The organism is Streptomyces sp. NPDC043870, assembly GCF_056435785.1.
Genome location: NZ_JBWKDT010000005.1, coordinates 103557 through 118578 on the forward strand (window position 1 = coordinate 103557; position 15022 = coordinate 118578).

Here is a 15022-nt window from a genome sequence, read left to right on the forward strand (position 1 = left end):
CCGGCAGCGTCCCACCGGCGCTGCGGTGGCGGTAGACCAGTTGCGGTCACAACGCGCCGCGTACGGTGGGGGGATGAGACGCGACCGCACACCCCGACGGCTGACGGTGGGCCCGGAGGTCTGGCTCTGGTCGGTCGGGCATCTCCACCCGGAGTGCCGCGAGATCCTGACCGTGCGCCGCGCCGAAGCCCCGCACGCCCAGCTGCGGTTCGTGTTCCGTGACGGCCGGGGACGCATCGTGGCCGGCGCGTACTGGTCGTCCGGCCTGCTCGGCACCACCGGCCACGACACCTGTCTGAACCTTCACGAGCCCGGTGTCGTACGCCGGTTCCTCGAGGAGGCCGCAGCGCGCGGGCTGCTGCCGGTCGCGCACGGCATCGCGGAGATCGACGGCTGGCCGCTGTTCGACGCGCTGGTGGGACGTACGGCCGGGTCAGGACCAGCGGCCGGTACGGCCCAGTAGCAGCGCGGCGGCCGCCGTCCCGGCCGTGGAGGTGCGCAGAACACTCCGCCCGAGCCGGTACGGCTTCGCGCCCGCCTCCGCGAAGGCGGCCAACTCCTCGGGGGAGACGCCTCCTTCGGGACCGACGACCAGCACGATCTCGCCGGTCGACGGCAGCTGTGCGGTGGCCAGCGGCTCGGCGCCCTCCTCGTGCAGGACGGCGGCGAAGTCCGCCTCGGCGAGAAGTCGCACAACCTGCTTGGTCGTCGCGGCGTCCGCGACCTCCGGGAAGCGCAGCCGGCGCGACTGCTTGCCCGCCTCGCGCGCCGTGGCGCGCCACTTGGCGAGGGACTTGGCGCCGCGGTCGCCCTTCCACTGCGTGATGCAGCGGGCGGCGGCCCACGGCACGATCGCGTCGACCCCGGTCTCCGTCATGGTCTCGACGGCGAGTTCGCCGCGGTCGCCCTTGGGAAGCGCCTGGACGACGGTGATCCGGGGCGAGGGCTCGATCTCCGTGCGCACCTCGGCGACGGTGACATCGAGACGGTCCTTGCCCTCGACGGCGGCGACGGTGCCGTAGGCGCCGTTGCCCGCGCCGTCCGTCAGCACGATCTCCTCGCCGACGCGGAGCCTGCGTACGGAGACGGCGTGCCGTCCCTCGGGACCGTCGAGGGTGACGGTGCCGGGGGTGACGCGGTCGACGACGAACACCGGGGCGGTCATGAGGGACTCCGCAGGGCGAGAGCGGCGCTCGCGGCGCCCAGTTCGGCGGCGAGCACCTCGACGAGCCGCCCGGCGGGAAGGTCGCGGGCCATCCGGTGGCCCTGACCTGCCCAGAGGGCCATGCCCTGTGGGTCGCCCGCCTTGGCCGCGGCCTTGCGCAGACCGGAGGTGAGGTGGTGCACCTCGGGGTATGCGGCGGGCGCGTACCGTCCGTGCTCGCTCATGAACCGGTTGACCAGGCCGCGGGCCGGGCGTCCGGAGAAGGCTCGGGTGAGTTCGGTGCGGGCGAACAGCGGATTGGTCATGGCCTGCTTGTGCACCGCGTTCGCACCGGACTCGGGGCAGACGAGAAACGCGGTGCCGAGCTGGGCCGCGTCGGCGCCCGCGGCCAGCGCGGCGGCGATCTGGCTGCCGCGCATCAGTCCACCGGCCGCGACGATCGGGAGCGGTACGGTCTCCCTGATCAGCGCGATCAGTGCCAGCAGCCCGATGCCGCCGCCGTCGGTGGCGGGGTCGTCGCGGTGCGTGCCCTGGTGGCCGCCCGCCTCGATGCCCTGGACACAGATGGCGTCGGCGCCCACGCTCTGCGCGGCCTGTGCCTCCTCGGGCGTGGTGACGGTCACGACGGTGAGCGTCCCGGCGCGCTTGAGGGCGTCCAGGGTCTGCCGGGTGGGGCAGCCGAAGGTGAAGGACACGAGGGGTACGGGGTCGTCGCGCAGGATCGCCAGCTTGGCCTCGTACCCGTCGTCCCGTCCGGCGTCGGGGTCGCCGAGCGGCGTGTCGTACCAGCTCACCTCCCCGGCGAGCTGGTGCCGGTACACCTCGACGGCGGCCGGGTCGGCGTAATGCGGCTGGGGCATGAAGAGATTGACGCCGAAGGGGCGGCCGGTGAGCCCACGCACCTGTTTGATCTCCTGGTACATGCCGTCCGCCGTCTTGTACCCGGCGGCCAGGAACCCGAACCCGCCGGCCTCGGACACGGCAGCGGCGAGCTCAGGACAGGAAGCGCCACCCGCCATGGGGGCCTGCACGATCGGGTAACGGCAGAGATCGGTCAGCGCGGAGGACATGCCCGCATGGTGCCACGTCCCGACGGCACGGCCGAATCCGGCGCGGGACGGCCCGCATCTGCCCCCAAGAGGGTCGGGGGTGCGGCGCGACGCGGCCTCGCCTCGGTCGGCGCGGGCTCGCGGCGCGAAGCGCCGGCGCCCGGCGGGGGACGGGGGCCGTCAGGCCCCCGTAACTCCCGCGCCCCGGGGACGAGGGGCCGTGGCGGGAAGCTGCCCGCGCCCTGCCGGGGGAACCCGGGGGAACGGGGCCTCAGCCACAGCTTCCGCCGCCAGGGCGGCGAGGGGCCGTGGCGGGAAGCGCATGCGTCTGCCCGGCCGGAACAAGCGGCGCGGCACGAAGCTGCCCCACCGCCAACCCGAGCGGAACGAAGACACGCGCGACGCGAAACACCCACACCTCCCCCGGGGGAACCAGGGCCATCAGGCCCCCGTAAGTCCCACCCCGGGGGAGCCAGGTGAGCGGGATTCCCCCCTCACCTACCGTTGAACGCGTCCTTGAGGCGGGAGAACAGCCCCTGCTGCCCCGGCTGGAACTGCCCCATCGGCCGCTCCTCGCCCCGCAGCTTCGCCAGCTCCCGCAGCAGCCGCTCCTGCTCCGGATCCAGCTTCGTCGGCGTCATCACCTCGACGTGGACGATGAGGTCACCACGGCCGCCGCCCCGCAGGTGCGTCACACCGCGCCCGTGCAGCGGGATCGACTGCCCCGACTGCGTGCCCGGACGGATGTCGACCTCCTCCATGCCGTCGAGCGTCTCCAGCGGCACCTTCGTGCCGAGTGCGCCCGCCGTCATCGGGATCGTCACCGTGCAGTGCAGATCGTCGCCGCGCCGCTGGAAGACGGGATGCGGCAGCTCGTGGATCTCGACGTACAGGTCGCCGGCCGGGCCGCCGCCGGGGCCGACCTCGCCCTCGCCCGCCAGCTGGATCCGGGTGCCGTTGTCGACACCGGCCGGGATCTTGACCGTGAGCGTGCGACGTGAACGCACCCGGCCGTCGCCCGCGCACTCGGGGCACGGCGTGGGGACCACGGTCCCGAAGCCCTGACACTGCGGGCAGGGGCGGGAGGTCATGACCTGCCCGAGGAAGGACCGGGTGACCTGGGAGACCTCACCGCGGCCGCGGCACATGTCACAGGTCTGGGCGGAGGTACCGGGAGCCGCTCCCTCGCCCGAGCAGGTCGTACACACGACAGCCGTGTCGACCTGGATGTCCTTGGTCGTCCCGAAAGCCGCCTCGCTGAGCTCGACCTCCAGCCGGATCATCGCGTCCTGACCGCGCCGCGTCCGCGACCTCGGCCCACGCTGGGACGCCGTTCCGAAGAAGGCGTCCATGATGTCCGAGAAGTTGCCGAAGCCGCCCGCGCCGAAGCCACCGGCCCCGCCCCCGCCGCCCGCGGCGGAGAGCGGGTCGCCACCGAGGTCGTAGACCTGCTTCTTCTGCGGGTCCGAGAGCACCTCGTACGCGGCGTTGATCTCCTTGAAACGCTCTTGCGTCTTCGGGTCCGGATTCACGTCCGGGTGGAGCTCACGCGCCAGCCGCCGGAAGGCCTTCTTGATCTCGTCCTGCGATGCGTCGCGGCGTACGCCCAGCACGGCGTAGTAGTCGGTGGCCACTTACGACTCCGCCAAGATCTGTCCGACGTAACGTGCCACTGCGCGTACCGCTCCCATCGTTCCGGGGTAGTCCATGCGGGTCGGTCCGACCACGCCGAGTTTGGCGACTGCCTCGTCGCCCGAACCGTAGCCGACCGCGACCACGGACGTGGAGTTGAGGCCCTCATGGGCGTTCTCGTGCCCGATCCGCACGGTCATGCCCGAGTCCTTGGCCTCGCCGAGCAGCTTCAGCAGGACGACCTGCTCCTCCAGCGCCTCCAGGACGGGCCGGATGGTCAGCGGGAAGTCATGGCCGAAGCGCGTCAGATTGGCGGTGCCGCCGATCATCAGCCGTTCCTCGGTCTCCTCCACGAGCGTTTCGAGGAGGGTCGAGAGCACCGTCGAGACCGTGCCCCGGTCGTCCAGCTCGAACGACTCGGGAAGATCCTGCACCAGCTGCGGCACGTCGGTGAAGCGACGGCCCACCACCCGGCTGTTCAGCCGGGCCCGCAGATCCGCCAGCGAGGTCTCGCCGAACGGCGCCGGGCAGTCCACATGCCGCTGCTCGACCCGTCCGGTGTCGGTGATCAGCACCAGCATCAGCCGCGCCGGAGCCAGCGCCAGCAGCTCCACATGCCGCACGGTCGAGCGGGTGAGGGACGGGTACTGGACGACCGCGACCTGCCTGGTCAGCTGCGCGAGCAGCCGTACCGTGCGCGCCACGACGTCGTCGAGGTCGACGGCCCCGTCCAGGAAGTTCTGGATCGCGCGCCGCTCGGGGGACGACAGCGGCTTGACGCCCGCCAGCTTGTCCACGAACAGGCGGTAGCCCTTGTCCGTCGGAATCCGTCCGGCGCTGGTGTGGGGCTGGGCGATGAACCCTTCCTCCTCCAGCACCGCCATGTCGTTGCGCACGGTGGCCGGCGAGACACCCAGCCGGTGCCGCTCGGTGAGGGCCTTGGAGCCGACGGGCTCCTCCGTCCCGACATAGTCCTGGACGATGGCGCGCAGCACTTCGAGTCTGCGTTCGCTGAGCATCGCGCACACCTCCAGCTGTGTTCCTCGGCGGTCGGTCGGTCCTGCCTGGCACTCGCTGCGGCTGAGTGCCAGGCCAGTGTACGGCGGGGAGGTACGCCCCTAGCAAGGGCGATCGGACACGCTACCGCCCCGCGGACCGGCAAGACGTCGCTGGTCGCCCGGGATAGCGTCGCCGTATGGACGTCAGTTGGGAAGACTTCGGATGGGAACGTCTCGGCGACGGAGTGGGCCGGCGCCGCATGCCTGTCTGGGACGCGACCACCGGTCTTGTCGTCGGAGAGACCGCGGCCCTGCTGTACGACACGGGCTCCACGCTCCGTGAGGGCGCCGAGCTGCGCACCCAGGCCGAGGCCCTTCTCGGCGGCCGCCGTGTGACGCATATCGCGCTCAGCCACCCCCATTTCGACCACGTCTTCGGCACGGCGGCGTTCTCGGCGGTCCAGGTGTACGGCGCGGTCGGCATCGACGAGCTACTCGTCCGCGAGCGGGACGTGCTGCGCGACGACGCGATCCGCCACGGTGTGACGCCTGCCGACGCGGCGCAGGCCACGGACGTGCTGGTGCGGCCGCAGCACACCGTCTCCGACCAGTGGAGCCTGGACCTCGGCGGCCGCCAGGTCCTGCTGGTGAACGCCGGACCGGGCCACTCCGGCCACGACCTCGCCGTACTGGTGCCCGGCACGGCTGCTGACCCGTCGATCGTCTTCTGCGGCGACTTGGTCGAGGAGTCGGGCGACCCCCAGGCGGGCCCGGACGCGACCCCCTCCGGCTGGCCGGCGGCGCTGGACCGGCTGCTCGCGCTGGGCGGAGAGGACGCGGTGTACGTACCGGGGCACGGGGCGGCGGTGGACGCCGCCTTCGTACGCGCTCAACGGGATGAGCTGGCCCGGCGGTTCGGGGTGTCGTAGCGTCTGCGGAATGCGCAGTTACAGCCCCGACCTGACCCCACCGTGGAAGCGGTCCACCCCCGTGCCGGAGGTGCCGGCCGAGCCCGATCTCGTCGTCGAGGAGGTCACGACGGGCTTCTGCGGCGCGGTGATCCGCTGCGAGGCGGGGACGGTGACGCTGGAGGACCGCTTCGGCAAGCACCGGGTCTTCCCGCTGGAGCCGCGCGGATTCCTGCTAGAGGGGAAGGTCGTCACGCTGGTCCGGCCGTCGTCCGGCGGCCCGGTACGGCCCACCCGTACGGCCTCCGGTTCGGTCGCCGTCCCCGGCGCCCGGGCCCGGGTCGCCCGCGCGGGCCGCATCTACGTGGAGGGCCGCCACGACGCCGAGCTGGTCGAGAAGGTGTGGGGCGACGACCTGCGCATCGAGGGCGTGGTCGTCGAGTACCTGGAGGGCGTCGACGACCTCCCGTCCATCGTCGCGGACTTCTCCCCGACGGCGGACGCCCGTCTGGGCGTCCTCGTCGACCATCTGGTCCCCGGCTCCAAGGAGTCCCGCATCGCGGCATCCGTCACGGACCCGCATGTGCTGGTGGTGGGCCATCCGTACGTCGACGTGTGGGAAGCCGTGAAGCCCTCGTCGGTGGGGATCGCGGGCTGGCCCTCCGTACCGCGCGGCCAGGACTGGAAGACGGGCGTCTGCCGCGCCCTGGGCTGGCCGCCGAACACGGGTGCGGCGTGGCAGCACATCCTGTCGCGGGTGACGAGCTACCGGGACCTCGAGCCAGCGCTCCTGGGAAGGGTGGAAGAGCTGATCGACTTCGTGACGGCCCCGCCGGAGTAGGCCCGGGGCTCCACCACCCGAAGTCCAGCCGGGGCGGAACCGGGAACACCCACCCCGGTGGGCGCTTGAGACGCGGGGCTTGGAGCAGCCCCCGAGAACCCGGCCCCGCCGCACCTTGAGACGCGGGGGCCGGGGCAGCACCCCGAGAACCCAGCCCCGTCGGCGCTTGAGACACGGGGTCGGCGCTTGAGACACAGGGCCTGGGGCAGCGGCCCCGAAACCCAGCCCCGCCGCACCTTGAGACACGAGGCCTGGGCTGCGCCCCGGTCGGGAAGGGGCGGGGTGGGGGGAAGTCTCAGTCCACCAGGTCGCGGACCACCGCGTCGGCCAGCAGTCGGCCCCGCAGGGTCAACGCAGCCCGCCCGGCCTCGTACGCCGCCGCGTCCAGCAGCCCGTCCGCCAAGGCGCGGCGCGACGCCGCGAGCCCCTCCGGCTTCAGGAGGGACAGCGGGCAGCCCTCGACGAGCCGCAGCTCCAGCAGCACCCGCTCGACCCGACGGTCCTCGTCCGGCAGAACCTCCCGCCCCGCACCAGGCGACCGCCCCTCGGCGAGCGCCGCCGCATACGCGCCGGGATGCTTCACGTTCCACCACCGCACACCCCCCACGTGGCTGTGCGCACCCGGCCCCGCCCCCCACCAGTCCGCGCCGCGCCAGTACAGCTCGTTGTGCAGGCAGCGCCCCGCCTCGGACGTGGCCCAGTTCGACACCTCGTACCAGTCGAACCCCGCCGCCGACAGCACTTCCTCCGCGATCAGATACCGGTCGGCGTGCACGTCGTCGTCGGTCATCGGCACCTCACCGCGACGGATCCGCCGAGCCAGCTGCGTGCCCTCCTCGACGATCAGCGCGTAAGCGCTGACGTGGTCCGGCCCGGCCCCGATCGCCGCGTCGAGCGACGCCCGCCAGTCGTCGTCGCTCTCCCCCGGCGTGCCGTAGATCAGATCCAGGTTCACATGCTCGAAGCCCGCCGCCCGCGCCTCGGCGACACACGCCTCGGGCCGCCCCGGAGTGTGCGTGCGATCCAGCACCTTCAGCACGTGCTGCCGCGCGCTCTGCATCCCGAACGACAACCGGTTGAAGCCGCCCTCCCGCAGCTCTGTCAGATACTCGGGGTCCACGGACTCCGGATTCGCCTCGGTCGTGATCTCGGCATCGTCCGCGAGACCGAACTCCTCCCGAACCGCCCCCAGCATCCGTACGAGATCGCCGGCGGCCAGCAGCGTCGGCGTACCGCCGCCCACGAACACCGTCGTGACCTGGCGCGGATCGTCGCCGAGGACCTTCCGGGCGAGCCGGATCTCCTCGATCAGCGTGTCCGCGTAGTTGTCGCGGGAGGCCAGCACACCTCCGCTGCCGCGCAGCTCGGTCGCCGTGTAGGTGTTGAAGTCGCAGTAGCCGCAGCGCGTGGCGCAGTACGGAACGTGCAGATAGAACCCGAGGGGCCGGTCGCCCGCGCCGGTGAGGGCGTGCGGGGGCAGCGCCCCGTCCAGGGGCATGGGCTCACCATCAGGCAGTACGGAAGGCATACGCCCCATTGTCCGCTACGTGCGCGGATCCCCGTCCGCCACGTGCGCGGATCCCCGTCCGCCGCGTGCGCGGGTCCCGGACAGCCACGTGCGCGGGTCCCGGACAGCCACGTGCGCGGGTCCCGGACAGCCACGGTTCCCGGAACAGCTCAGCGTGCCTGGAGCACCAGCAGCGCCAGGTCGTCGTCCGGCGGGGCCTCCGCGAACGTGTGCACCGCCTGCCGTATGCGGTCCGCGACACCCTGCGCGGTCAGGCCCGTGCAGTCGGCGAGCGCCCGCGCCAGCCCGTCGGCGTCGTCGAACATCCGCTGCCCGGAGCGCCGCTCCGTGACCCCGTCGGTGACACAGAGCAGCGTGTCACCCGGCTCCAGCTCGAAGGTCTGGCTCTCGTACGCGACGTCCTCGACGACTCCGAGGAGCAGCTGGGAGGCGGCGGCCGGGCGTACGGTGCCGTCGGGGCGCAGCAGCAGGGGCAGCGGGTGGCCGGCACAGGACAGGGTGCAGCGGACTCCGCCACCGTCGGGGAGCGGTGTCAGCTCCCCGTACAGCAGCGACAGAAACCGCGACTGGGGTCCGTCGTGGTGACCGGACCGGGGGCCGGAGCCGTGACCGGACCCGGGGCCGGTGGTCTGGTGACCGGGACCCGTGCCGGAGCCCGCTCCCGCCACCATGAGCGCCGCCGCCTCCGCCGCCTCCATCGCGTCGTCGAGGAGCAGTCCGTTGAGCCGGTCGAGAACCTCGCCGACCTGGTACCCCTCGCGGGCGAGCAGCCGCAGCCAGGGCCGGGCGAGGCCGGTGACGACGGCGGCCTCGGGCCCGCTGCCCTGGACGTCGCCGAGCATGAAGCACCAGCGGCCACCGTTGCCGGCCGGGAAGATGTCGTAGAAGTCGCCGCCCGCCAGGCCCTCGTCGCTCGGCTCGTACACGAGCGAGCTGTCGACGCCCGGGATCTGGGCGACCTGGGCGGGCAGCAGCCCGCGCTGCAGCACCCGGCTGATGGTGGCCTGCCGGGTGTACTGGCGGGCGGCCCCGATCGCGAGGCCCACGCGGCGCGCGAAGTCCTCGAGCAGGGCGGTCGCTTCGTCGGGGACGCCCGGCAGCCCCTCGCGGCCGAGGAGCAGCATGCCGAGCGGCCGTGCGCCGGTGGTCAGCCGGAACGCCACCGCGCTCCCGTCCGCGCCTTCCGGCCATGCGACGGGGACGGTCACGGCGCCGCCGCGCGCCTCGTCCGGTAACCGCGGCGGCTCCTTGACCAGAACGGCTCGCAGGTCCTCGATGGCCGACTCGTCGGCATGCCACACCCGGGCCAGCCGGGGCGCGGGCCCCGCCTCACCGTCCAGCCAGACCGCGCACCAGTCGGCGAGGCGCGGCACCAGGAGCTGGCCCGCGAGCGCCGCGACCATGTCCTCGTCGAGCTGTCCGGCAAGCAGGTCGGACGCCTCGGCGAGGAAGGAAAGGGAGCCGCGGCTGATCCACTCCCGGTCGTCGCGTACGGCCCGGCGCGGCGTGGGAGCGAGGATCTCGGCCGCCCGCAGTCCGCGCTGCAACGCTGCCTCGCCTCCGGGCAGCGCCCCCACGGTCTGGCACCCGTCGAGGGAGAGGCGGGCCCAGACCGTCTTGAGACCCGGCCGGTAGGTGATCCCCCAGACGGCGGCGAGGGTGGCGACGAGGTGCAGTCCGCGCCCGTACTCCGGCTCGCCGGGGAGCGCCGCCGACTCGGAGCCGTCGCTGCGTACCGCCCGGGTCGGGTGGTGGTCGGACACCTCGATGACCAGGGCCGCCGGGTCGTCGTCGGTGGCCGGGTCCAGCCGCGTGAGCAGCTCGACATTGGTGCCCGCGTGCACGACGGCGTTGGTGACGAGTTCGCTGACGACGAGCACGGCGTCGTCGGCGAGCCGGTCCGTACCGCGCGTGGCGACCGTCCCGAGCCGGGTCCAGTCGGCGAGCGCAGCCCGTACGAACCGGCGCGCGGCGGACGCGGCGAGCGGATTCCCGGGCAGGCTGGTGCGGGCGACTGAGCGTGCGTCACCACGCTGTGAGAGCAGGTGCACCGAGCGGTGCGTGGTCTCCTGCTGCATCGGAACGGACCCCACGCTGCGGCTCCTGTCCGGTCTGTCTTGCCCTCCGACAACACCGACAGAGTGACAGACCGAGCGCGCTCATAAGCGTGGAGTCATCGAAGTAGGCAGATATGAGCCAGCCCGGACGACGGAGTACGCGGGTGCCGACGCAGGCCGGATGCGCGGCGGACATGCGTCGGACGTGCGCGAATGACAAATCGGCCGGTCCCTGACGCGTACGGACAGCACCTCGAACAGCGCCTCGAACGGCACCTCGGAAAGTACCTGTCGAACAGCCTCACGCGAACAGCGCCGAGCGCGGGCGACACCGCGCACGCCACTGCAACGCCACCGCACACGCCACCGTGGGCGCGAACGAGGAGTCCTCGTCGCGCCCACGGTTCGCTTTCGCAGTCCCCACGGTCCCGGCGGCCCGGTAGCCCGCTGCCCGGCGATCCGGCCGCCCGCAAACCGACTTGCCCGGCGACCCGACATGCCCGACGGCTTGATCAGGCTTCGCGCGACCCCGCGTACATGTCGTCGATGAGGTCCTTGTACTCGCGCTCGACGACAGGCCGCTTCAGCTTCAGACTCGGCGTCAGCTCACCGTGCTCGACATCGAGGTCGCGGGGCAGCAGACGGAACTTCTTGATGGTCTGCCACCGCTGCAGCGTCTCGTTGAGGCGCTTCACGTAGCCCTCGACGAGCTGTTCCGTCTGCGGGGCGGCGACGACCTCGGCGTAGGACTTGCCGTCCAGGCCGTTCTCCTTGGCCCAGCCGAGGATCGCAGCCTCGTCGAGCGCGATCAGCGCGGTGCAGAAGTTACGGTCCGCGCCGTGCACCAGGATGTTGGAGACGAACGGGCACACCGCCTTGAACTGGCCCTCGACCTCGGCCGGCGCGATGTACTTTCCGCCGGAGGTCTTGATCAGGTCCTTCTTGCGGTCGGTGATCTTCAGATAGCCGTCGGCGGAGAGTTCGCCGATGTCGCCCGTGTGGAACCAGCCGTCGGCCTCCAGGACTTCGGCGGTCTTCTCCGGGAGCCCGTGGTAACCCTCCATGATGCCGGGGCCGCGCAGCAGGATCTCGCCGTCGTCCGCGATGCGCACCTCGGTGCCGGGGAGCGGCTTGCCGACGGTGCCGGTGCGGTATGCCTCGCCCGGGTTGACGAAGGAGGCGGCGCTGGACTCCGTGAGGCCGTAGCCCTCCAGGATGTGGATGCCGGCGCCGGAGAAGAAGAAGCCGATGTCGGGGGCGAGCGCGGCGGAGCCGGAGACGGCGGCGCGCAGCCGGCCGCCGAAGGCCTCGCGGAGCTTGGAGTAGACGAGCACGTCGGCGACCTTGTGCTTGGCCGTGAGACCGAAGGAGGCCGAGGCGGTGCCCGTGCGGCGGAAGCTGTCCTGCGACTCCTTGGCGTAGTCGCGCGCCACACCGGCGGCCCACTGGAAGATCTTGTATTTGGCGGCGCCGCCGGCCCGCGCCTTGGCCGCCACGCCGTTGTAGACCTTCTCGAAGATGCGGGGCACGGCCGCCATGTACGTCGGCTGGACCACCGGCAGATTCTCGATGATCTTGTCAACGCGTCCGTCGACCGCGGTGACGTGCCCGACCTCGATCTGGCCGGAGGTCAGCACCTTGCCGAAGACGTGCGCGAGCGGCAGCCACAGGTACTGGACGTCGTCCGCGGTGACCAGGCCGGTCGAGGCGATGGCCCTCGCCATGTACGACCAGTTGTCGTGCGGCAGCCGGACACCCTTGGGGCGGCCGGTGGTGCCCGAGGTGTAGATGAGGGTGGCGAGCTGCTCGGAGGTGATCGCCCCGATCCGCTCGGTGACGCCCTCCGGCTGCTTGGCGAGGTACTTGGCGCCGCGCGACTCGAGGTCGGCGAGGGAGAGCACCCAGCCGTCGGGGTCGCCCTCGGCCGGCTCGGCGGCGGCGGGGTCGATCACCACGACATGCTTGAGGTTCGGCAGCTCGTCGCGCTTCTCGCGCGCCTTGGCCAGCTGGGCGGCGTCCTCGGCGACCAGCACGCGGCTTTCGGAGTCGGCGAGGATGTACGCGGACTCCTCGGCGTTGGTCTGCGGGTACACGGTCGTCGTGGCCGCGCCCGCGCAGAGGATGCCGAGGTCGGCGAGAATCCACTCCACCCGGGTGGCGGAGGCGAGCGCGACCCGCTCCTCGGGCTGCACACCCAGATCGATCAGCCCGGCAGCGATGGAGTAGACCCGCTCGGCGGCCTGGCCCCAGCTCAGCGACTTCCAGTCGTCGGGCCCCTCTCCTGTGGCCGAAGGAACCGGGTAGCGGTACGCCTCCGCATCGGGAGTCGCCGCCACACGCTGGACGAAGAGGTTCGCCACGGAGGGCGGTCGGTTCTCGATCTGGGTCTGTGTGTCGCTCACGACATCCTCCGGGCCTGCTGCTGCAGCGTGGCTGCATGACTGGCTGATTTGCACGAGTGGTCACATTTGTTTAACTCGCGAGTAACCACCGGGCCGTGATCAGGGTAGAGCTCCGGGCTCCGCCACGTAAGAGGCTGCAGGCTGCCGCTTCATAACGAACAGGCCCCCGCGCAGCAGCGCGGGGGCCTGTGGGGCAGATCGAACAAATGGGGCGTTTGATGCTTCTGCGCTACCTCGCGGCGACCTCTTCGCCACTTGCGCGAAGCTTCTCCGCCGCCAGGGCTTCGTTCGCCGTCACCCGGGCTTCGTTCGCCGCCGCCCGGGTTTGGCTCTCCGCCCTCACCACGTCTTCCTCTGCTACGCCTTCTGCTTCTTCCCCCACTACTTCCTCTGCTACTTCTCCGTACTACTTCTTCGCCTTGCCGCCGCCGGACTCGTCGCTGGACAGCACAGCGATGAAGGCCTCCTGCGGCACCTCCACGGAACCGACCATCTTCATCCGCTTCTTGCCCTCCTTCTGCTTCTCCAGCAGCTTCCGCTTACGGGAGATGTCACCGCCGTAACACTTGGCGAGGACGTCCTTACGGATGGCGCGGATGGTCTCGCGGGCGATGACCCGGGAACCGATGGCGGCCTGGATGGGCACCTCGAAGGCCTGCCGCGGGATGAGCTCCCTCAGCTTGGCGACGAGCCGCACTCCGTACGCGTACGCCGCGTCCTTGTGGGTGATGGCGGAGAACGCGTCGACCTTGTCGCCGTGCAGCAGGATGTCGACCTTGACCAGGCTGGAGACCTGCTCGCCCGTGGGCTCGTAGTCCAGCGAGGCGTAACCGCGCGTCTTGGACTTCAGCTGGTCGAAGAAGTCGAAGACGATCTCCGCGAGCGGGAGGGTGTAGCGGATCTCGACCCGGTCCTCGGAGAGGTAGTCCATGCCGAGCAGCGTGCCCCGGCGGGTCTGGCACAGCTCCATGATCGCGCCGATGAACTCGCTGGGAGCGAGGATCGTGGCCCGTACGACCGGCTCGTACACCTCGCCGATCTTGCCCTCGGGGAACTCGCTCGGGTTGGTGACGGTGTGCTCGCTGCCGTCCTCCATGGTCACCCGGTAGACCACGTTGGGCGCGGTCGCGATCAGGTCGAGGCCGAACTCGCGCTCCAGCCGCTCGCGGATCACGTCGAGGTGGAGGAGGCCGAGGAAGCCGACGCGGAAACCGAAGCCGAGGGCGGCGGAGGTCTCCGGCTCGTACACCAGCGCGGCGTCGTTGAGCTGCAGCTTATCGAGGGCGTCACGCAGCTCGGGGTAGTCCGAGCCGTCCAGCGGGTACAGGCCGGAGAACACCATCGGCTTGGGGTCCTTGTAGCCGCCGAGCGCCTCGGTGGCGCCCTTGTGCAGGGTCGTGATGGTGTCACCGACCTTGGACTGGCGGACGTCCTTCACACCGGTGATGAGGTAGCCGACCTCGCCGACGCCGAGGCCGTCGGCCGGGAGCATCTCCGGGGAGTTGGTGCCGATCTCCAGCAGCTCGTGCGTGGCGCCGGTGGACATCATCCGGATGCGCTCACGCTTGTTGAGCTGGCCGTCGATGACTCGTACGTACGTGACGACGCCGCGGTAGGAGTCGTAGACGGAGTCGAAGATCATCGCGCGGGCGGGGGCGTCCTTGACGCCCACCGGGGCCGGCACGTCCTGGACCACCCTGTCGAGCAGCGCGTCCACGCCGATACCGGTCTTGGCCGAGACCTTCAGGACGTCCGACGGGTCGCAGCCGATGAGGTTGGCGAGCTCCTCGGAGAACTTCTCGGGCTGCGCCGCCGGCAGGTCGATCTTGTTGAGGACCGGGACGATGGTGAGGTCGTTCTCCATCGCGAGGTAGAGATTGGCGAGGGTCTGCGCCTCGATGCCCTGGGCCGCGTCCACCAGCAGGATCGTGCCCTCGCAGGCGGCGAGCGAACGGGACACCTCGTAGGTGAAGTCCACGTGGCCCGGGGTGTCGATCATGTTCAGGATGTGGGTCTTGCCCTGACCGTCGCCCGTGGTGGGCGCCCAGGGCAGACGCACGGCCTGGGACTTGATCGTGATGCCGCGCTCACGCTCGATGTCCATACGGTCGAGGTACTGAGCGCGCATCTGCCGCTGCTCGACCACACCGGTCAGCTGGAGCATCCGGTCGGCAAGCGTCGACTTGCCGTGGTCGATGTGCGCGATGATGCAGAAATTGCGGATCAGCGCCGGGTCGGTACGGCTCGGCTCGGGCACATGGCTAGGGGTCGCGGGCACGCAGGGTCCTGATTCTTGAGCGCCGAGCGCTCGTGTCTCGGGTCGTTGTCGGACGATGTCGATCGATACGCAGCCTCCATCGTCCCACGGCTGCCGGGCTGCGCTCGGTTTGGGCCGGTAGGAGGGCGACTGGTAGCCTGGGCAGCTGTGTCTCGTACGCCCTC

The 15022-nt window shown here is 71.3% G+C and carries 11 protein-coding genes; 3 read left to right on the forward strand and 8 right to left on the reverse strand.

What is annotated here, in order from left to right; genetic code table 11:
* Window positions 1-73 precede the first annotated feature (73 nt).
* Window positions 74-463 carry a hypothetical protein gene (locus tag AC0699_RS08775; protein WP_478657421.1) on the forward strand — a complete coding sequence of 130 codons (390 nt, stop codon included), beginning with the start codon at window positions 74-76 and terminating at the stop codon, window positions 461-463.
* Here the strand turns inward: AC0699_RS08775 and AC0699_RS08780 are convergent.
* The 4 genes from AC0699_RS08780 to hrcA all read right to left on the reverse strand — a co-directional run bounded on the left by AC0699_RS08780 (window position 434) and on the right by hrcA (window position 4865).
* The gene (locus AC0699_RS08780; RefSeq protein WP_478657423.1) at window positions 434-1165 is read right to left on the reverse strand and encodes a 16S rRNA (uracil(1498)-N(3))-methyltransferase; all 732 of its coding nucleotides are present in this window, start codon (window positions 1163-1165) and stop codon (window positions 434-436) included. The genes AC0699_RS08775 and AC0699_RS08780 overlap by 30 nt on opposite strands.
* Window positions 1162-2235 (reverse strand): nitronate monooxygenase, encoded by a 1074-nt coding sequence (locus AC0699_RS08785; protein ID WP_478657426.1) that lies wholly within the window; start codon window positions 2233-2235, stop codon window positions 1162-1164. The genes AC0699_RS08780 and AC0699_RS08785 overlap by 4 nt, the downstream gene beginning before the upstream one ends.
* Window positions 2236-2708: 473 nt before the next feature.
* The gene (dnaJ, locus tag AC0699_RS08790) at window positions 2709-3848 is read right to left on the reverse strand and encodes a molecular chaperone DnaJ (protein WP_478657430.1); all 1140 of its coding nucleotides are present in this window, start codon (window positions 3846-3848) and stop codon (window positions 2709-2711) included.
* The gene (gene hrcA, locus AC0699_RS08795; protein WP_453659260.1) at window positions 3849-4865 is read right to left on the reverse strand and encodes a heat-inducible transcriptional repressor HrcA; all 1017 of its coding nucleotides are present in this window, start codon (window positions 4863-4865) and stop codon (window positions 3849-3851) included.
* Window positions 4866-5041: 176 nt separating this feature from the next.
* Between hrcA and AC0699_RS08800 the strand changes: the two genes are divergently transcribed.
* On the forward strand, window positions 5042-5773 hold the full coding sequence (locus AC0699_RS08800) for an MBL fold metallo-hydrolase (RefSeq protein ID WP_478657433.1): 732 nt from the start codon (window positions 5042-5044) through the stop codon (window positions 5771-5773).
* Window positions 5774-5783: 10 nt separating this feature from the next.
* Window positions 5784-6593: a DUF3097 domain-containing protein gene (locus AC0699_RS08805; RefSeq protein WP_478657435.1), complete on the forward strand. Its 810-nt coding sequence runs from the start codon at window positions 5784-5786 to the stop codon at window positions 6591-6593.
* Window positions 6594-6888: 295 nt separating this feature from the next.
* Here the strand turns inward: AC0699_RS08805 and hemW are convergent, their stop codons facing one another.
* From hemW to lepA, 4 genes are all read right to left on the reverse strand, one after another.
* A complete protein-coding gene (hemW, locus tag AC0699_RS08810) occupies window positions 6889-8121 on the reverse strand; it encodes a radical SAM family heme chaperone HemW (protein WP_478657437.1) in 1233 nt (410 codons plus the stop codon).
* 149 nt (window positions 8122-8270) lie between these two features.
* Window positions 8271-10199, reverse strand: a complete 1929-nt coding sequence (locus tag AC0699_RS08815) for a SpoIIE family protein phosphatase (protein WP_478657938.1) — start codon at window positions 10197-10199, stop codon at window positions 8271-8273.
* Window positions 10200-10690: 491 nt separating this feature from the next.
* Window positions 10691-12580: an AMP-dependent synthetase/ligase gene (locus tag AC0699_RS08820; RefSeq protein WP_478657439.1), complete on the reverse strand. Its 1890-nt coding sequence runs from the start codon at window positions 12578-12580 to the stop codon at window positions 10691-10693.
* A gap of 406 nt (window positions 12581-12986) precedes the next feature.
* Window positions 12987-14858 carry a translation elongation factor 4 gene (gene lepA, locus AC0699_RS08825; RefSeq protein ID WP_478657442.1) on the reverse strand — a complete coding sequence of 624 codons (1872 nt, stop codon included), beginning with the start codon at window positions 14856-14858 and terminating at the stop codon, window positions 12987-12989.
* Window positions 14859-15022: the final 164 nt, after the last annotated feature.